At 64.6% G+C, this 18,380-nt stretch carries 17 protein-coding genes and 2 tRNA genes; 15 read left to right on the top strand and 4 right to left on the bottom strand.

The window, feature by feature from the left end:
- The first annotated feature begins 8 nt into the window (after positions 1-8).
- From AC07PZ_RS20430 to AC07PZ_RS20415, 4 genes are read left to right on the top strand one after another with little or no spacing between them, the layout of a single operon-like run.
- Positions 9-1,424: a sodium:proton antiporter gene (locus tag AC07PZ_RS20430; protein WP_495296953.1), complete on the top strand. Its 1,416-nt coding sequence runs from the start codon at positions 9-11 to the stop codon at positions 1,422-1,424.
- A 10-nt stretch (positions 1,425-1,434) separates the two neighbouring features.
- Positions 1,435-2,430, top strand: a complete 996-nt coding sequence (locus tag AC07PZ_RS20425; RefSeq protein ID WP_495296952.1) for a 2-hydroxyacid dehydrogenase — start codon at positions 1,435-1,437, stop codon at positions 2,428-2,430.
- 29 nt (positions 2,431-2,459) lie between these two features.
- Positions 2,460-3,824, top strand: coding sequence for a DNA recombination protein RmuC (locus tag AC07PZ_RS20420; RefSeq protein ID WP_495296951.1), 1,365 nt, complete (start codon positions 2,460-2,462; stop codon positions 3,822-3,824).
- Positions 3,814-4,998, top strand: coding sequence for an MFS transporter (locus tag AC07PZ_RS20415; RefSeq protein WP_495296950.1), 1,185 nt, complete (start codon positions 3,814-3,816; stop codon positions 4,996-4,998). The genes AC07PZ_RS20420 and AC07PZ_RS20415 overlap by 11 nt, the downstream gene beginning before the upstream one ends.
- Here AC07PZ_RS20415 and AC07PZ_RS20410 read toward each other — a convergent pair.
- Both AC07PZ_RS20410 and efp read right to left on the bottom strand, forming a co-directional pair.
- Entirely contained in the window at positions 4,986-5,849 is an 864-nt protein-coding gene (locus AC07PZ_RS20410; protein WP_495296949.1) for an LOG family protein, read from the bottom strand. The two genes, AC07PZ_RS20415 and AC07PZ_RS20410, sit on opposite strands and share 13 nt — an antisense overlap.
- A 91-nt stretch (positions 5,850-5,940) precedes the next feature.
- Positions 5,941-6,495, bottom strand: coding sequence for an elongation factor P (efp, locus tag AC07PZ_RS20405; RefSeq protein WP_495296948.1), 555 nt, complete (start codon positions 6,493-6,495; stop codon positions 5,941-5,943).
- Between the two features lie 162 nt (positions 6,496-6,657).
- On the opposite strand from efp, the gene AC07PZ_RS20400 reads away from it, so the two are divergent.
- Positions 6,658-7,434: a fumarylacetoacetate hydrolase family protein gene (locus AC07PZ_RS20400; RefSeq protein WP_495296947.1), complete on the top strand. Its 777-nt coding sequence runs from the start codon at positions 6,658-6,660 to the stop codon at positions 7,432-7,434.
- Between the two features lie 17 nt (positions 7,435-7,451).
- Here AC07PZ_RS20400 and earP read toward each other — a convergent pair whose 3' ends face one another.
- Complete coding sequence (gene earP, locus AC07PZ_RS20395; RefSeq protein WP_495296946.1) at positions 7,452-8,546, bottom strand: elongation factor P maturation arginine rhamnosyltransferase EarP; 1,095 nt, start codon at positions 8,544-8,546, stop codon at positions 7,452-7,454.
- A gap of 136 nt (positions 8,547-8,682) precedes the next feature.
- On the opposite strand from earP, the gene uvrC reads away from it, so the two are divergent.
- The 3 genes from uvrC (at position 8,683) to AC07PZ_RS20380 (ending at position 12,179) form a co-directional block, all read left to right on the top strand.
- Positions 8,683-10,647 (top strand): excinuclease ABC subunit UvrC, encoded by a 1,965-nt coding sequence (uvrC, locus tag AC07PZ_RS20390; RefSeq protein WP_495296945.1) that lies wholly within the window; start codon positions 8,683-8,685, stop codon positions 10,645-10,647.
- Between the two features lie 81 nt (positions 10,648-10,728).
- On the top strand, positions 10,729-11,295 hold the full coding sequence (gene pgsA / locus AC07PZ_RS20385; RefSeq protein WP_495296944.1) for a CDP-diacylglycerol--glycerol-3-phosphate 3-phosphatidyltransferase: 567 nt from the start codon (positions 10,729-10,731) through the stop codon (positions 11,293-11,295).
- On the top strand, positions 11,292-12,179 hold the full coding sequence (locus AC07PZ_RS20380) for a DMT family transporter (RefSeq protein WP_495297093.1): 888 nt from the start codon (positions 11,292-11,294) through the stop codon (positions 12,177-12,179). The genes pgsA and AC07PZ_RS20380 overlap by 4 nt, the downstream gene beginning before the upstream one ends.
- Here AC07PZ_RS20380 and AC07PZ_RS20375 read toward each other — a convergent pair.
- Positions 12,176-13,135 carry a LysR substrate-binding domain-containing protein gene (locus AC07PZ_RS20375; RefSeq protein ID WP_495296943.1) on the bottom strand — a complete coding sequence of 320 codons (960 nt, stop codon included), beginning with the start codon at positions 13,133-13,135 and terminating at the stop codon, positions 12,176-12,178. The two genes, AC07PZ_RS20380 and AC07PZ_RS20375, sit on opposite strands and share 4 nt — an antisense overlap.
- 32 nt (positions 13,136-13,167) lie before the next feature.
- Between AC07PZ_RS20375 and AC07PZ_RS20370 the strand changes: the two genes are divergently transcribed.
- From AC07PZ_RS20370 to AC07PZ_RS20340, 7 genes are all read left to right on the top strand, one after another.
- On the top strand, positions 13,168-14,088 hold the full coding sequence (locus AC07PZ_RS20370) for an alpha/beta fold hydrolase (RefSeq protein ID WP_495296942.1): 921 nt from the start codon (positions 13,168-13,170) through the stop codon (positions 14,086-14,088).
- Positions 14,089-14,103: 15 nt separating this feature from the next.
- A complete protein-coding gene (locus AC07PZ_RS20365) occupies positions 14,104-15,189 on the top strand; it encodes a tartrate dehydrogenase (protein ID WP_495296941.1) in 1,086 nt (361 codons plus the stop codon).
- Between the two features lie 228 nt (positions 15,190-15,417).
- The gene (locus AC07PZ_RS20360) at positions 15,418-15,690 is read left to right on the top strand and encodes an HU family DNA-binding protein (RefSeq protein ID WP_007830705.1); all 273 of its coding nucleotides are present in this window, start codon (positions 15,418-15,420) and stop codon (positions 15,688-15,690) included.
- A gap of 15 nt (positions 15,691-15,705) precedes the next feature.
- Positions 15,706-15,781, top strand: a tRNA-Val gene (locus tag AC07PZ_RS20355).
- A 74-nt stretch (positions 15,782-15,855) separates the two neighbouring features.
- Positions 15,856-17,769: a SurA N-terminal domain-containing protein gene (locus tag AC07PZ_RS20350; protein ID WP_495296940.1), complete on the top strand. Its 1,914-nt coding sequence runs from the start codon at positions 15,856-15,858 to the stop codon at positions 17,767-17,769.
- A gap of 28 nt (positions 17,770-17,797) precedes the next feature.
- A tRNA-His gene (locus tag AC07PZ_RS20345) sits at positions 17,798-17,873 on the top strand.
- Positions 17,874-17,990: 117 nt separating this feature from the next.
- Positions 17,991-18,338, top strand: a complete 348-nt coding sequence (locus AC07PZ_RS20340; RefSeq protein WP_495296939.1) for an H-NS histone family protein — start codon at positions 17,991-17,993, stop codon at positions 18,336-18,338.
- The last annotated feature ends 42 nt before the right edge of the window (positions 18,339-18,380 follow it).

Below are 18,380 nucleotides of genomic sequence, written 5' to 3'. Positions count from 1 at the left end.
TCGTGTCCATGAAGCGGTCGATTCTTCGCTTTTCCTCGACCTTGCCGCTGCTTGGGTTGACGCCGGTACCGGGCGTCGCCGCCGGGCTCGACGGCGCCGCGCTCTCGCCATTCTGGGGTGTGCCTTTCGCGGGAATCCTGCTGTCGATCGCGTTGTTGCCGTTGCTCGTGCCGACGTTCTGGCACCTGCACTACGGGAAGGTGGCCGCGGCCTGGGCGCTGGCCTTTCTGTTGCCTTTCGCCGCGGTCCACGGGCTCGTGATGGCCGGCACGCAGCTCGCGCATGCACTGCTCGCGGAGTACATCCCCTTCATCCTTCTGCTCACTGCGCTGTTCACTGTGGCGGGCGGCATCCACATCCGAGGCAACCTGCACGGCACGCCGGGGCTCAACGCCGGGATCCTTGCGGTCGGCGCCGTGCTGGCCAGCGTCATGGGTACCACTGGCGCGTCGATGCTGCTGATCCGCCCGTTGCTCCGTGCCAATGACAAGCGCGTCCACCGGGCGCATGTCGTGGTGTTCTTCATCTTCATCGTGTCGAACGCCGGTGGTGCGCTCACGCCGCTGGGCGATCCACCGTTGTTCCTCGGCTTTCTGAAGGGTGTCGATTTCTTCTGGACCGCGAAGAACATCCTGCCGGACATGCTGTTCATCGTCGGCATCCTGCTTGCGCTGTTCTACGCGATCGATCGTCATTACCACCGTCGCGAAGGCCTGCCGCAGATCGCTCCGACGCCGGGCATGCCTCAGGTGCGTTTTGACGGCGTCGCCAACTTCGGCCTGCTGGCGGGCATCGTGGCTGTCGTGCTGCTCAGCGGTTTCTGGACGTCGCCGGTGAGTTTCTCCGTTGCCGGCACCGAGGTCGGCTTGCCGGGCCTGGTGCGCGATGCCGGCTTGATCGGCATCACGCTGTTGTCTCTGAAGATCACCGCCGCCAAGGTGCATGCCGACAACCAGTTCGACTGGGCCCCGATGACCGAGGTCGCGAAGCTGTTCGCCGGTATCTTCCTGACCATCATTCCGGTGATCGCGATGCTGAAGGCCGGCGCCCAGGGACCTTTCGGTGCCGTCATATCGGCCGTGACCCGTGCCGACGGACAGCCCGATCCGGCGATGTATTTCTGGGCCACCGGCGCATTGAGTTCCTTCCTTGACAACGCACCGACCTACCTGGTCTTCTTCAACACCGCGGGTGGCGATCCGGCGGTCCTGATGACGACCCATGCGGCGACGCTGGCGGCCATATCCGCCGGCGCCGTATTCATGGGCGCCAACACCTACATCGGCAATGCGCCCAACCTGATGGTGAGGGCTATCGCAGAAAGCCGCGGTGTGCGCATGCCGAGTTTCTTCGGCTACATGGGGTGGTCGTGCACGATCCTCATGCCGCTGTTCATCCTCACCACTTTCGTTTTCTTCCGTTGAGACCGTACCCATGAGCAAAGCCAGGATCCTTGTCGCCCGCGCCGTCTTTCCCGAAACCATTGCGCGGCTCGAACAGCACTTCGAAGTCCGCTCGAACCAGACCGACGAGATCTGGTCGCAGGCCGGCCTGATCGAGCGGCTGCAGGGCGTTCAGGGCGTGCTGACCACGGCGTCCGAACGCATCGATGCCACGCTGCTCGATGCATGCCCCGACCTGAAGATCTGCGCCAACATGGCTGTCGGCTACAACAACTTCGACATCGATGCGATGGTGGCGCGCCACGTTGTCGGCACCAATGCGCCCGACGTGCTGACCGAGACCACGGCCGACTTCGGCTTTGCATTGCTGATGGCGACGGCCCGCCGCATCACGGAGAGCGAGCACTTCCTGCGTGCGGGCAAGTGGCAGAAATGGGCCTATGACATGTTCTCGGGCAGCGACATCCACGGCTCGACGCTGGGCATCATCGGCATGGGCCGCATCGGGCAGGGCATCGCCCGGCGCGGGGCATTGGGCTTCGGCATGAAGGTGATCTATCACAACCGGTCGCGCCTGTCGCCCGAACTGGAGGCCGCTTGTGGCGCACGCTACGTCGGCAAGGACGACCTGCTGAAGACGGCAGACCATGTGGTGCTCGTGGTGCCGTACACCGCTGCGTCGCACCACACCATCGGCGCAGCCGAGCTGGCCCTCATGAAGCCGACGGCCACGCTGATCAATATCGCGCGAGGCGGCATCGTCGACGATGCGGCGCTGGCGGCGGCGCTGCGCGAAGGGCGCATCGCCGCCGCCGGCCTCGACGTGTTCGAGGGCGAGCCCAAGGTGCATCCCGACCTGCTCACCGTGCCGAATGTCGTGCTGACGCCGCACATCGCGAGTGCTTCGGTGCCGACGCGGCGGGCCATGGCCGAGCTGGCGGCCGACAACCTGGTCGGCTTCCTCGACGGGCAGGGCGCCGTGACGCCCGTCACGCCCACGCCGGCGGCGCCAACGGCTGCGCCATAAGGATCGGCCTCCACGGCGCTCATCGACCCATGCCCCAGTTCCCCTTCGACATCGCCTGGCTTCTCCTCGCGCTCTGCACGCTGAATGTCCTCCTGATCGGCTGGCTGCTGCTGCGTCGGCCGCCGCCTGCCGACCATGCGGAATTGCTCGCTGCGCTCGACAACCTGGGTGACGGCAGCGAACGCATCGAGCGTGAGCTGCGTCGTGAGATCGCTGAATCGTCCCGTGGCGCACGGCAGGAGGCCGCGCAGACCTTCGCGGGCTTCCAGCGCGCGCTGTTGCTGCAGAACGCCGAAGCCACCCGCACCCAGAATGCCCAGATCGATGCGTTCGCGCAGCAGCTGACCTTGCTGCAGAAGTCGCTGGCCGACACGCTCAACACCCAGTTGCAGGGGCTGAGCGAATCGAATGCGCGCCGCCTGGCGGAAATGCGCGCAACGCTGGAGGCCCAGCTCGCGCAACTGCAGCAGAGCAACGCTGCCAAGCTCGACGAGATGCGGCGCACGGTCGACGAAAAGCTGCAGAACACGCTCGAGGCGCGGCTCGGCGAGAGCTTCAAGCAGGTGGCCGACCGGCTCGATCAGGTCCACAAGGGGCTCGGCGAGATGCAGACGCTGGCCGTCGGCGTCGGCAGCCTGCAGCGGGTGCTGAGCAACGTGAAGACGCGTGGCGTGTTCGGGGAGGTGCAGCTGGAGGCGCTGCTGGAACAAGTGCTCACGACCGAGCAGTACGCCAAGCAGGTCGAGACCAAGCCGCGCAGCAATCAGCGTGTGGATTTCGCGGTGCGCTTCCCTGGCCGTGGCGAGGACGGCTCGCCGGTCTGGCTGCCGATCGACGCCAAGTTTCCGCGCGACGACTACGAGCGCCTGATCGATGCCCACGAACGTGCCGATGCCGTGGCCGTGGAACTGGCCGGCAAGGCGCTCGAATTGCGCATCCGCACCGAAGCGCGATCGATCGCGGACAACTACCTCGCCGCGCCGCACACGACCGATTTCGCCATCCTGTTCCTGCCGGTCGAGAGCCTCTACGCCGAAGTGCTGCGCCGTCCCGGGCTGATGGACGCGGTACAGCGGCAGCACCGCGTCACGCTGGCCGGACCGACCACGCTGCTGGCGATGCTCAACAGCCTGCAGATGGGCTTTCGTACGCTGGCGCTGGAGCAGCAGGCCTCGGAGGTCTGGAAGGTGCTGGGCGCGGTGAAGACGGAGTTCGAGCGCTACGGCGAATGGGTGGCGCGCATCAAGGAGCAAGTGGCCAAGGCGTCGGACACGCTCGACAAGGCCGACACCCGCGCCCGCCAGATGCGGCGCGTGCTCAAGGGTGTGGAGGCGCTGCCCGACTCCGAAGCCCAGGCGCTGCTGCCGCCGAACGGCGTCGACGATGACGCCTGAGCTGCTCCGGCTGATCGCCGCGCAGATCTGCCTGCATGCGGCCATGACCGGCACCCGCCTGGCGGCACCTTTGTTGGCACTGCAGCAGGGCTACAGCGCCGCCGCCGTCGGCGTGCTGTTGTCGTTGTTCGCCTTGACGCAGGTGTTCCTCGCATTGCCGGCCGGGCGTTTTGCCGATCGTCACGGGCTGCGCTTGCCGCTGAAGCTCGCCGTCGGCGCAGCGAGCCTGGGCGCGGCCCTGGCCACGGTCTGGCCCGTGTTCCCGGTGCTGTGCCTGGCGGCCTTGCTCACCGGCGGCGCCACCGGTGTCACGGTGATCGCGCTGCAGCGTCACGTGGGCCGGGCGGCCGCCAATCCGACACAGCTCAAGCAGGTCTTCAGCTGGCTGGCGATCTCGCCCGCGGCAGCAAATTTCGTGGGCCCGTTCGCGACCGGTCTGCTGATCGACCATGCGGGGCGTGTTGCGGGCGATGCGACCGGCTACCGTACCGCCTTCGTGCTGCTGACGGTGTTGCCGCTGCTGTGCTGGCTGCTGGCGCGTCGCACGCAGGAGCTGCCGATCGCTGCGCCGCCAGCCGGCGCGCCGAAGCCGCGCGCGATGGACCTGCTGTCGCAGCCGATGTTCCGTCGCCTGTTGTTCGTGAACTGGCTGCAATCCGCGTCCTGGGATGTCCATACCTTCGTGCTGCCGATCCTCGGCCATGAGCGCGGTCTCAGTGCCTCGGTGATCGGCGCGATCCTCGGTGCCTTCGCGGTGGCGGCGGCCGGCATCCGAGTCGTGCTGCCATGGATCGCCTCACGCGCCAGCGAGCGCAGCGTGATCACCGTCTCGAACGTGATCACCGCGGCTGTCTTCCTGTTCTATCCGCTGATGCACACGGCCTTCGGCATGGGCGTGTGCTCGGTGGCGCTGGGCATCGCCCTGGGTGCGGTGCAGCCGATGATCATGAGCATGCTGCACCAGATCACGCCGCACAACCGCCATGGCGAAGCGCTGGGCCTTCGCGTGATGACGCTGAACGCCTCCAGCGTTGCGATGCCGATGCTGTTCGGCGCCGCCGGTGCCGTGATCGGCATCGCCGGCCTGTTCTGGGTGATCGGCGGCGTGGTGGCGGCGGGGACGCGCTCAGTCTGGGGCCTGACCGTGCCGGCGCCCGCCGATCAGAGCTTGTAGAAGCGCTTGACCGCAGTCCAGGCGTCTTCGGGTGCGTCCACGTACTCGAAGAGGTTCACGTCGGCCGGCGAGATCACGCCTTCGTCGACCAGGAAATCGAAGTCGATCAGCCGCTTCCAGTAGTCAGAGCCGAACAGCACGATCGGCACCGGCTTGGCCTTGCGGGTCTGCACCAGCGTCACCACCTCGAACAGCTCGTCGAGCGTGCCGAAGCCACCAGGGAACGCCACCAGCGCCTTCGCCCGCATCATGAAATGCATCTTGCGGATCGCGAAGTAATGGAACTTGAAGCTCAGCGCCGGCGTGACCCAGGGGTTGGCTTCTTCTTCCATCGGCAGCGCGATGGCCAGGCCGATGTTCAGGCCGCCGCCTTCATAGGAGCCGCGGTTGGCTGCCTGCATGATGCCGGGGCCGCCGCCCGTGCAGATGAACAGCTTGTCCTCGGGTTCCTTGTCGTTGCTGTACTGCGCAACCAGCTTGCCGAAGGCCCGCGCCTTTTCGTAGTAGTGCGAGTTGCGGGCCAGCTTGCGCCAGCGTTCGGCGGCGATAACGTCGCCCGAGGCTTCGGCCTGGGCGATCAGCGCGCCGGATTCTTCCTGGCTGCGAAAGCGTGCGCTGCCGAAGACGACCACGGTGTTCTCGATGCCGTGCTCGCGCATTTCCAGATCGGGCTTCATCAACTCGAGCTGCATGCGCAGGCCGCGCGTCTCGCGGCGCAGCAGGAATTCAGGATCGGCGAAGGCCAGACGCGACGGGTCGGCGTCGAGCGGCAGCCCGCGATCGGAATGGGCCTGCAGCGTGGCCCATGCGTCGGCCAGGCGTTTGTCGTGAAGGTCGTGCGTCTTGTTCATGCGGATGGAGAGCAATTTCGGGGCCCGGTCGCCAGCAGGAGCGACCATGAAAAAAGGCTCCCGATGGAGCCTTTGGATTCGTGTGCTGCGCTCAGACGCGCTTGCGGTATTCGCCGGTGCGGGTGTCGATTTCGATCCGGTCGCCTTGCGCCACGAACAGCGGCACGCCGACTTCGAAACCGGTGGAAATCTTGGCCGGCTTCATGACCTTGCCCGAGGTGTCGCCCTTGACGGCGGGTTCGGTCCAGGTGACTTCGCGCTCGACGCTGGTCGGCACTTCGACCGAGATCGCCTTGCCGTCGTAGAACACCACTTCGACGGCCATGCCGTCTTCGAGGTAGTTGAGCGCATCGCCCATGTTCTCGGCTTCGACTTCGTACTGGTTGAACTCTTCGTCCATGCAGACGTACATCGGGTCGGCGAAGTAGGAGTAGGTGCACTCCTTCTTGTCCAGCACGATCTGGTCGATCTTGTCGTCTGCCTTGAAGACCACTTCGGTGTTGAAGTTGGCGATCAGGCTCTTCATCTTCATGCGCACGGTGGCGGAGTTGCGGCCGCCGCGGCTGTACTCGGTCTTCAGAACGACCATTGGGTCCTTGCCGTGCATGATCACGTTGCCGGCGCGGATTTCTTGAGCGATTTTCATAAGGTTGTCTGGCTGGTTGGCCGCGGGGCGCGGCAGGCCCTGTGGCCATTGCGGTTCCTGGACGCTTTGCAGATCCGGACCGAACAGCGGGCAGCAAATTTCGGAGAGCCTCCGATTTTAGCGGTTTTCGCAGACCGCGGCTATTTGCGGCAGACTTGAGCGATGCACGACGACACGCTTCATGCCATTGCCTCCGCCCTGATCGACGCCCGCCGCAGTGGCGTCGCAGCCGACGAAACGCCCTGGAAAGACACGCCGCTCACCGCGGACGATGCCTATGCCGTACACGACGAGGTCGCAGCCGCACTGGGCTGGGCAGCCGAGCCCGAATTGCCGAGCCACTGGAAGGGTGGCGGGCCGACGCCGACTTCGACCGCCGTCTTCGCTCGGCTGCCGCGGCCTTGGGTGCAGCCGTCGCCGGGCCGGCTCGCGGCGCGCGATTTCCATCGGCTCGGCATCGAAATCGAGGTTGCCTTTCGGCTGGCGCGCGACGTGACGGCCGAGGATCTGGCTGCCCGCGGCACGCATGACGCGGCTGCGCTGCTGGACGCCATGGCGGTGACCATCGAGTTGGTCGACTTCCGGTGGCAGGGTACTGACCGTGCGCCGGGCATGTTGAAGCTGGCCGATCTGCAGTCGAACGGCGCGCTGGTGGTCGGCGACTGGACGCCGATCCGGTCGGTCGACTGGGCGGCGCAGACAGCCTCGTTGCACATCGACGGCCGGGAGATCGGCCGCTATCAGGGTGCGCATCCCTGCGGCGATCCGCTCTGGATGACGCCTCAATGGCTTCAACATGCGGTGCTGCGCCATGGGCAACTCGCGGCCGGCAGCGTGCTCACGACGGGCTCGTGGTGCGGCATGGTGTGGCTCGACGGCCCGGCGCGGGTGGATGCGGCGTTCGACGGGATCGGCGAGGCGCGCCTGACGGTCGGCTGAGCGGTCGACCCGCGGCATCAGCGCCGGCGCCGGACGAAATCCAGGAGCTGCGTGCAGAGGTCGGCTTGTGCGCCAAGTGCGTCGCGGGCGGCTTGCACGTCGGTGCTCCAGCGTTGCAGCAGGGTGTCGTCGGGCCAGGCGGGTGCGGTTTCGCCGATGCCGTTCCAGGCGCGGTGGAATGCACGCAGCGACGGCGGTGCGCCGATCGCGTCGAGGAAGGCTTCGAGCTTGACATGGTGCGCGTCGTCGTCCTGGGGGTAGATCTGCCAGGCGAAGGGTCGGCCGGCCCAGATCGCGCGAACCAGCGAATCTTCTCCGCGCACGAAGTTGAAATCGCAGCTCCAGAGCAATTCGTCGAACGCGGTTTGCGGCATGAGCGGCAGAAAGCTGATGCGCAGAGCGCCTGTTCGTGTCGGTACGGCATCGGCCAGCGACGGTAGCGCCGAGCGGATCGCGTCCGCTGCGCGGCCTTCGGTCACCAGCAGGTGCGTCGGGGTTGCGCCCGCGGCCCATTGCGCCAGCAGTGCGTCCAGATGCGGCGGTTCGTAGCAGAAGAGCGACACGAGGCGCTCGCCCTGCCAGTCGATGTTGCGGGCCGCGAGCCAGTCGGCGCGGCGGAAGCGGGCGCGCCGGTCGGCCAGGTCGGCTTCGCGCAGCAATCCGCCGGTCGCCGGAGTGAAACCGGGGTAAAAGAAATGCTTGGTCAACCCCTGGCCCGCGCCCTTGAAGACGGGGGAGGGCAGCGTGTGAAGCCGTTCGACATAAGGCTCGGCCGACAAATATTCGAGGTTGATCCAGGCGCCATGCGCGCCGCTGGCTTGCCGGTGCCCGGCGAAGCGCGCGACCAATGCAGGCGCCGGATCGCAGCCGAAGGCTTCCACCAGCACGTCGGGCGGGGTGTCTCGCGCAGCTTCGGCGACGGCGTCGGCGTTCGACCAGTCGACGACGGACACGCCCGCGCAGCCCTGCGGTGCCATCCAGCGCAGTGCGCGTCCGTCGTCGACCCAGAGCCGCACAGCCTCGCCGCGCTTCGCCAATTGGCACGCCAGGCGCCAGCAGACGCCCAGATCGCCGTGGTTGTCGATGACTTGGCAGAAGATGTCCCAGCGCATGGTGTGTTCGTCCGAAATTGGAAAGGGGCCCCGCGGCCCGCCGCTGCCGGAGCCTAGCGGATGAGATGCGGATGTTGCAGGCCGCACGGGTTCGCCCACGGGCAGGCCGGCGTTCTGCCACGCGACAATAGCTGCCATGTCCGACGTGCATTCCGATCAGTTGCTCAGTGAAGTCGCGGCCCTGCCGCAGTTGCCCGGCGTCTACCGCTATTTCGATGCGGCAGGTGCCGTGCTCTACGTGGGCAAGGCGCGCAATCTGAAGAAGCGCGTTGCCAACTATTTCCAGAAGAGCCATGGCGGCACGCGCATCGGTCACATGATCAGCAAGATCGCGCGCATGGAGACGACGGTGGTGCGCTCCGAGGCCGAGGCGCTGCTGCTCGAGAACAATCTGATCAAGACGCTCAAGCCGCGCTACAACATCCTGTTTCGCGACGACAAGAGCTATCCGTACCTGAAGATCGCCTCGCACACCTTTCCGCGGCTGGCCTACTACCGTGGTGCGACCGATCGCAAGCACCGCTACTTCGGGCCGTACCCCAGCGCCTGGGCCGTGAAGGAATCGATCCAGCTGCTGCAGAAGGTATTCAAGCTGCGGACCTGCGAAGACACGGTCTATGCCAACCGCACCCGGCCCTGTCTGCTCTATCAGATCAAGCGCTGCACCGGCCCGTGCGTCGGCTACGTCACGCCGGAAGCCTACGCGCAGGACGTCGCCAATGCCGAAGCCTTCCTGATGGGCGATACGCAGGCGGTGCTGAGCCAGCTCGAGGCGCGCATGACGGCCCATGCCGAGAAACTGCAGTTCGAGCAGGCGGCGGAACTGCGCAACCAGATGTCGGCCCTGTCGCGCGTGCTGCACCAGCAATCGATCGAGATCGCCTCGGACAAGGATGTGGACATCCTGGCCGTGCGGGTGCAGGGTGGACGCGCCTGCGTCAATCTGGCAATGGTGCGTGGCGGCCGGCATCTCGGTGACCGCCCCTACTTCCCGGTGCATGTGGAGGATGCGGCGCAGATCCACCACGGCGAACGGGACGAGGAGGACGAAGGCAGCGACATCGTGCCCGACGAGCCGGTCGAGGTGCAGGTGCTGGAAGCCTTCATCGCGCAGCACTACATCGACGTGCCGGTGCCGGCGACGTTGGTGCTGAGCCAGCAGGTCGGCCGTTCGCTGATCGAGGCGATCTCGCAGCAGTCGGGCACGCGCGTCACCGCCGTGTTCCAGCCCCGGGAGCAGCGTCGCCATTGGCTCGAGATGGCGCAGACCAATGCCGACCTGCAACTGGCGCGGCTGCTGTCAGAAGAAGGGTCCCAGCAGGCGCGTACGCGCGCGCTGGTCGACGCGCTGGAACTCGCGCCGGACGATCTCGACAACTTCCGCATCGAGTGCTTCGACATTTCGCACACGGCTGGCGAGGCGACGCAGGCGTCCTGCGTGGTCTTCGAGCGGCATGCGATGCAGAACCGCGAGTACCGGCGCTACAACATCGACGGCATCACGCCCGGCGACGACTACGCGGCGATGCGGCAGGTGCTCTTGCGGCGCTACGGCAAGCTTGCCGAGGCGATGGCGGCCGATGTCGATGCGCCGACCGCCGGCGACGCAGACGGTGTCGGCACCGACGCGCCGGTCGGCAGCAAGAGCGCCCGCATGCCGGACCTCGTGCTGGTCGATGGCGGCAAGGGCCAGGTGTCGATGGCGCGCGAGGTGTTCAGCGAACTGGGCCTGTCGCTGTCGCTCATCGTCGGCGTCGAGAAGGGCGAGGGCCGCAAGGTCGGGCTCGAGGAACTGGTCTTCGCCGATGGCCGAGAGAAGGTCTATCTGGGCCGCGACTCGGCTGCCCTGATGCTGGTGGCGCAGATCCGCGACGAGGCGCACCGTTTTGCCATTACCGGCATGCGCGCCAAGCGCGCCAAGGTGCGGGTTGGCGGCAGCCAGCTCGAGGACATTCCGGGCATCGGTCCGAAGCGCCGCGCGCGGCTGCTTCAGCGTTTTGGCGGGATTCGTGGCGTGGCCGCTGCGAGCGTGGAGGACATCGCGTCGGTCGAGGGCATCGCGGCCGATCTGGCGGAGGATATCTACCGTGCGCTGCATTAGGTCGCCGGCGCCGCAACTGCCCTTGCGGGCTGGAAGGGCGATGCGACCAGGCGGTCTTCCAGGGGTGTGACAATAGCCGTCATGTTCTGGACCCTGCCAACCATCATGACCTGGGCGCGCATCGTCGCAATACCCTTGATCGTGGGCGTCTTCTATCTGCCGATTTCGGAGCCGATGCGCAACCTGATCGCCACGGTGATGTTCATCGTGTTCGCGGCCACGGACTGGCTCGACGGCTTCCTGGCGCGCCGGCTCAATCAGACTTCGGCGTTCGGCGCCTTCCTCGATCCGGTGGCCGACAAGTTCCTGGTGTGCGCGTCGCTGCTGGTGCTGGTCCACCTGAACCGGGCCGATGTCTTCGTGGCGCTCATCATCATCGGCCGCGAGATCGCCATTTCCGCCTTGCGCGAGTGGATGGCCCAGATCGGCGCAAGCAAGAGCGTGGCGGTCCACATGATCGGCAAGGTGAAGACGGTCGTGCAGATGGTGGCCATTCCGTTCCTGCTGTTCGAGGGCCGGTTGTTCGGCGTCATCGATACCGGCGTCTGGGGGCAATGGCTGATCTGGATCTCCGCCGTGCTGACGATCTGGTCGATGGTGTATTACCTGCAGAAGGCGATTCCCGAGATAAGGGCGCGCGCCAAATGACCGGTGCAGCCCGCATGACGGGCTGGTTGCGGTCCATGCCCACGGTGTTCGTGCTGATCTGGAGCACGGGTTTCATCGTTGCGCGCTACGGCATGCCTTACGCACCGCCGCTCAAGTTTCTTGCCATTCGCTATGCGCTGAGCGGTGTCTGCTTTGCGGTGTGGGCCTTGGCATCCGGCGTGTCGTGGCCGGCGCGGCGCTCGCAATGGATGCATCTGGCGGTCACCGGCGTGTTGATGCATGCCGGTTATCTGGGCGGTGTCTGGGCGGCCGTTCATGCCGGCATGGGATCTGGCCTGGTGTCGCTTCTGGTCGGTCTCCAGCCGGTTCTGACGGCGATATGGCTGTCCACGCAGGGCAATCGGGTGTCGCGCAGGCAATGGACCGGCCTGGCGCTCGGTTTTGCCGGCCTGGCGCTCGTGGTCGCGCGCAAGCTCGTGCAGGGCGGTGAGGTCAGCGCCTGGACCATGATGCTGGCGATCGCCGCGCTGATCTCGATCACCGCCGGCACGCTGTACCAGAAGCGCTTCGTGGCGCCGTGCGACGTGCGCAGCGCGGCCACCGTGCAACAAGGCGCGGCGTTGCTGGTGACGTTGCCATTCGTGTTGCTGGAGTCGCAGTCGATCGAGTGGAATGTGTTCTCCATCGGCGCAATGGCCTGGTCGGTGCTGGCGCTCACGCTCGGCGCGGGTTCGCTGTTCTATCTGTTGATCCAGCGCGGTACCGCGACTGCCGTGGCCAGCCTGCTGTATCTGGTTCCGCCTTGCACTGCGGTGATGGCCTGGTTCCTGTTCGACGAGCCGATCACGGGGCTGACCTTGGCGGGTATCGCCATCACGGCGGTCGGCGTCGGTCTCGTCGTTCGAGAGCGCCCGCCCGCCTAGCCAGTGCGTTTGCCGGCGGCCGGTGGGCGTGCGGGCTTCCAGGGTTCGCTGCGGAAGCGCTCCGTCAGAAAGTCGATCAGCAGGCGAACACGCTGCGGCGTGCGGGGACGCCACGGCGCGATCCAGTGGATGTCGGCGTCGGGCATCGCGTACTGGGGCAGCACGCGGACCAAGGTGCCGCTGCTCAACTGCGGCGCAATGTCCCAGAGGCTGCGCAGCATGATTCCACGGCCGGCGAGGCACCAGTCGCGCACCATCTCTCCCGAGTTGCTCGACAGCGGTCCGCGGACACGCACACGCGTCATGTTGCTTTCCTTGTCGTGCTTCAGCGTCCAGTGCATGCTGCGTTGCCGCAGCAACTCACCGTTTTCCTGAACCGCCAGACAGTCATGCTGTTCCAGTTCGGCCAGTGTGGTCGGCATTCCGCGGAGGGCAAGGTAGGCCGGTGCAGCGGCCAGGACACGCTGGTTTCCCGCAAGGCGGCGCGATGTCCACTGCGTCTGCCGCGTCCCTTGGACGGACCACAGCCAGATGGCGCCGTCATAGCCTTCGGTGCTCAGATCGGGCAGCTCTTCGCTCAACTGCAGCTGGACATGGAGTCCCGGATACAGCGCCTGGAAATCGGCCAGCGCCGGGCCCAGCCAGCGACGGCCGAACCCCAGCGTCGCGGCAAGGCGGAGCGCGCCGCGCAACTGGCTGTGGTGTTCGCTCAATTCGGCTTCGAGTTCGGCGAAGCCCTCAAGGAGCCTGTCGGCATGCCGGCAGACTGTTTCGCCCTCGGCCGTCAGACTGAGCTTGCGGGTGGTGCGATCGAACAGGCGCTGGCCCAGGCCGGACTCGATGCTGGCGAGCCGCTTGGTGACGACAGAGGGCGCAACGCCGATGGACAAGGCGGCGCCAGCAAGACTGCCATGCTGCCGGATGGCCTGCACCAGAACCAGATCACTGCGGTCCATTCAGGCCTGAAAGGAAATGATGAATTCGGTGATTGTTTCTTGATTCGCTTCGGAGCGCAACGCACAATCTTGGCGTGCTCAATACCTTCACTTCGTTCGATGTGGTGCGCGACGGTGTCTCCCTGCATGGCCGCATCGGCGGTCGCGGGCGGCCGTTGCTGCTGCTCCATGGCCATCCACAGACCCACGTGATCTGGCACCGCGTGGCGCCCGCGCTCGCCGAGCACTTCACCCTCGTCCTGATGGATCTGCGGGGCTACGGAGACTCCGGGCGACCCGAATCGGACACGACGCATCGGCCCTACAGCAAGCGTGAGATGGCGTTGGATGCGTTGCATGTGATGCAGCACCACGGCTTCAACCAATTCCAGGTGTTGGCCCACGACCGCGGTGCGCGCGTGGCGCATCGTCTGGCGGCAGATCACCCGGCCGAGGTGGAGCGGCTCCTGTTGCTCGATATCGCGCCGACGTTGTCCATGTACGAGAACACCTCCGATGCCTTTGCGCGCGCGTACTGGCACTGGTTCTTTCTGATCCAGCCGCCGCCTTTGCCAGAGGCTCTGCTGTCGTCCGATCCCTCGCGCTATGTGCGCAGCGTGATGGGCGGCCGGCACGCCGGCCTCGCGCCTTTCGCGCCGGAAGCGCTGGCCGAGTACGAGCGGTGTGCCGCGCTTCCGGGTACGGCGATGGCGATCTGCGAAGACTACCGCGCATCGGCCACCATCGACCTGGAACACGACCGCGCCGACGTGACGGCGGGGCGTCGTCTGCAGCAGCCGTTGCGCGTGCTGTGGGGCGAGCACGGCGCGGTTGGAAAATGCTTCGACGTGCTGGCGCTGTGGCGCGAACGTGCCGCCGACATCGCAGGCCGATCGGTCGCCTGTGGTCACTACATCCCTGAAGAAGCGCCGGACGAGCTGTTGCGCGAGGCGCTCGCCTTCTTCCATTCCTGAAACCTAGGACACTTCATGAGCACCAAAAGAATCGCAGTCATCGCCGGCGACGGCATCGGCAAGGAAACCATGCCCGAAGGCCTGCGCGTGTTGGACGCTGCCTCCCGCAAGTTCGGCATCGACCTGAAATTCGACCACTTCGACTTCTCGAGCTGGGACTACTGCGAGAAGCACGGCAAGATGCTGCCGGACGACTGGAAGGATCAGATCGGCGGCCACGACGCGATCTTCTTCGGCGCGGTCGGCTGGCCCGAGAAGATTCCCGATCACATCTCGTTGTGGGGCTCGCTGCTGCTGTTTCGCCGTGAGTTCGATCAATACATCAACCTGCGCCCGGCGCGCCTGATGCCGGGCATCACGGCGCCGGTCGTGCGCAGGGATGGCAGCCCGCGCCAGCCGGGCGAAATCGACATGTACATCGTGCGCGAGAACACCGAGGGAGAGTACTCGAGCATCGGCGGCCGCATGTACGAGGGCACTGCGCGCGAGATCGTGGTCCAGGAGACCGTGATGTCACGTCACGGTGTCGATCGCGTGCTCAAGTTCGCCTTTGAACTTGCGCAGTCGCGGCCCAAGAAGCACCTGACCAGCGCCACCAAGTCGAACGGCATCTCGATCACGATGCCCTATTGGGACGAGCGCGTGGCTGCGATGGCGAAGAACTATCCGGGCATCACGCTCGACAAGTTCCACATCGACATCCTGACGGCGCATTTCGTGCAGCGCCCCGACTTTTTCGATGTGGTGGTCGCGAGCAACCTTTTCGGCGACATCCTGTCGGACCTCGGTCCAGCCTGCACCGGCACGATCGGCATCGCGCCCAGCGCGAATCTGAATCCGGAGCGTACGACGCCGTCGCTGTTCGAGCCGGTCCACGGCTCGGCCCCCGACATCGCGGGCAAGGGCATCGCGAACCCGATCGGCCAGATCTGGTGCGGCGCGATGATGCTCGAGTTCCTGGGGCATAAGGAGGCGCACGACGCAGTGCTTGCTGCGATCGAAAAAGTGCTGGCACCACAAAGCGGCGCGCCTCGCACGCCCGACATCGGCGGAAACGCTTCGACAGCCGATCTCGGAAGGGCGATTGCCGAGGCCCTCTGAGCGAGTTCGCAAAACGCCCCTAGAATCGCGCTCCCCGCTGGATCACGTGGCTTGGTGTCTTATTGACACCCCGTGGACCAGTGGTTGTAATCGTTGGCGGCTGTCGCTGCCAACACGTCCACCAGCTGTTCCCTTCGCCCCCTATCGCCGCAGCTGGTCTGTCGGCAATGCCATGGGCCCGGCGACAGCTGGCGACAAACTGATCAACATTTTCTGCAAGGGGCCCTTGTGAACAAGACCGAACTGATTGAGCACATCGCAAAAAACGCCGACATCTCCAAAGCCGCTGCTACTCGCGCACTTGAATCGACCATCGGCGCCATTCGTACAACGCTCAAGAAGGGTGGTTCGGTTTCTTTGGTTGGTTTCGGCACATTCGCCGTCGGAAAGCGCGCAGCGCGAACCGGCCGCAATCCGCGTACCGGCGACGCGATTAAAATCAAGGCTGCCAAGATTCCGAAGTTCCGTCCCGGCAAGGCGCTGAAAGATGCGCTGAACTGAGTCATTGCTTCTCGGGGGTGCTTAGCTCAGTTGGTAGAGCGGCGCCCTTACAAGGCGTAGGTCACAGGTTCGAGCCCTGTAGCACCCACCACCCCGACAAAAAGGCGAGCATTTGTTCGCCTTTTTTGTTTTCCCGCCCGAGATCGTCACAGAGAGTGTTCAAGCATGTTTGAGTTCTTCCGCAAGTACAACAAGATCGTCATGGGCCTCTTGTTCTTGCTGATCATTCCTTCGTTCGTCCTGTTCGGCGTCGATCGTTACAAGGGCGACAGCTCCGGCGACAAGGTGGCCCAGGTCGATGGCCAGCCGATCACTCGGCCGGAATGGGATGCCCAACATCGAAACGAAGTGGCGCGCATCCGCGAACGTGCTCCCAACGTGGACGTCGCGCTCCTGGACTCGGATGCTGCGCGCTATGCAACGCTGGAGCGCATGGTGCGTGACCGAGTGATGGCGGTCGCCGCTGCAAAGTCGAACATGACGGTGTCCGAGGATCGTCTCGCGCGGCTCTTTGCCGAAGATGCCGGCCTGGCTTCTTTCCGTACTGCCGACGGCAAGTTCGATCGCGAGCGCTTCGTGATGGTGACCGGCCGTACGCCCGAGCAGTACGAAGCCGCAGTCCGTGCGGATCTCTCGACGCAGCAGGTGCTGCTCGGCGTGTCCGGCACGGCCTTCGCGGCAAACGCGCAGGCGGACCTGGCACTCGGCGCTTATTTCGATCGGCGAGAGATTCAGGTGGCGCGCTTCAACACCGCCGATTTCAATGGCAAGGTGCAAGTGAGCGATGCGGATATCGATGCCTACTACAAGGCAAACACTGCGCAGTTCCAGGCGCCGGAAGAAGCCTCCATCGAATATCTCGTGCTCGATCTCGATGCCGCAAAAAAGAATATCGCTGTCAGCGATGCGGATCTGCAGAGCTATTACCAGCAGAACCTGACCCGCTTCGGCACGCCTGAAGAGCGTCGTGCCAGTCATATTTTGATCAATGCCCCTGCGAGCGCATCGGCATCCGATCGCGAGAAGGCGCGTGCCAAGGCAGAACAGCTCCTGGCAGAAGTAAAGAAGTCACCGAATACGTTCGCGGATGTGGCGCGCAAGAATTCACAAGATCCTGGCTCGGCGGAAAAAGGTGGAGACCTGGATTTCGTGAGCAGAGGCGCGATGGTCAAGCCTTTTGAGGACGCGATGTTCTCGTTGAAAAAGGGAGAGATCAGCGGCATCGTGGAGACTGAATTCGGCTACCACATCATTCAGTTGAATGACATCAAGCCGTCTGTCGTGCAGCCGTTCGCACAAGTGCGTGCAACCATTGAAAACGATGTTCGCAGTCAACAGGCGACCCAGGAATTTGCCAAGGCGGCAGAGACTTTCACTGACGCGGTGTACCAGCAGCCTGACAGCTTGCGGCCTGCGGCTGACAAGCTCAAGCTCGTTATCAAGACGGCGAACCATGTGACGCGTTCTCCTGCACCTGGTGCTGTCGGCCCGCTGTCCAGCCGGAATTTCATTTCGGCGCTTTTTGCGCCTGAGGCGATCGACAGAAAGCACAACACGGAGGCGATCGAAATCGGCCCGAACCAGCTCGCTTCAGGTCGGGTGACGCAATATTCCGCTGCACGCACGCTGCCCCTGACGGAAGTTCGCGAGCAGGTTCGCAGTCAGCTGGTTGCGGAGAAAGCCGCTGCGCTTGCGCACACCGACGGACAGGCCAAGCTGGCAGCGTGGCAGAAGGATGCTGCTGGCGCAGCGTTTGGTCCGGTTGTGGTCGTGTCGCGCCCGGAGCCCCAGTCCCTGCCCGGTGCAATCGTGGAAAGCGCGTTGCGTGCCGACTTGTCGAAGCTACCGGTATTGCAAGGTGTCGATCTGGGGCCGGCGGGTTATGCCATTGTCCGTGTGACGAAAGCGGTCCCAAGGACGGCGCTGGCCCCCGATGCTGCCAAGCAGGAGCGTGAGCAGTTCGCGCAGGCTGTCGGGGCCGCAGAGAACATGGCGTACTTCGATCTGTTGAAGACTCGTTTCAAGGCGGAAATCCTGGTTCCGAAGCCGGTGGATGCGCAGTCTGCCGTGCAGCGCTGATTTTTGCCCTATAATCTAAGGCTCTACGGTGGCTGTAGCTCAGTTGGTAGAGTCCCAGATTGTGATTCTGGTCGTCGTGGGTTCGAGTCCCATCAGCCACCCCAGCCTTCGAAAAGGGCGCCTGTTACAAACAGGCGCCCTTTTTTCTTATGGGCATTGTCTTGTGATAATTTGAAGTTGAATTAGAATTCCGCGTTCCAATTTAATTCAAGGACTCAAGCATGGCTTCATCCACTCTTGCAGACATCAATTCACAGATCAAGAAGAACGAAGAACAGATCGCTCAATTGCGCAAGCAGGCTGAAGAGCTTCGCAATCACGAACGTGCCGGTGTCATCGAAGAGCTGCGCAAGAAGATCGCTGAATACGGATTAAGCGCTGCCGACCTGAAACTCAATGTACGCGGACCTTCCGGCAAACGTGCCGCAAGCGCGCCGACGACCAAGGCAGAGGCCAAATACCGCAGTCCGACGGGTGAGACATGGTCTGGTGGCCGTGGTCGCAAGCCTCGCTGGATCACGGAAGCACTCGCAGCTGGAAAGTCCCTGACCGACTTTGAAATCAAGTGACCCACTTGCACTTGAAGTACCCCATGAAAAAGCCCGCATAGC

The sequence above is a fragment of the Variovorax sp. GW821-FHT10B04 genome, assembly GCF_059415645.1.
Note: the sequence above shows the minus strand (reverse complement) of the source record. Positions and strands in the feature narration are given on the sequence as shown.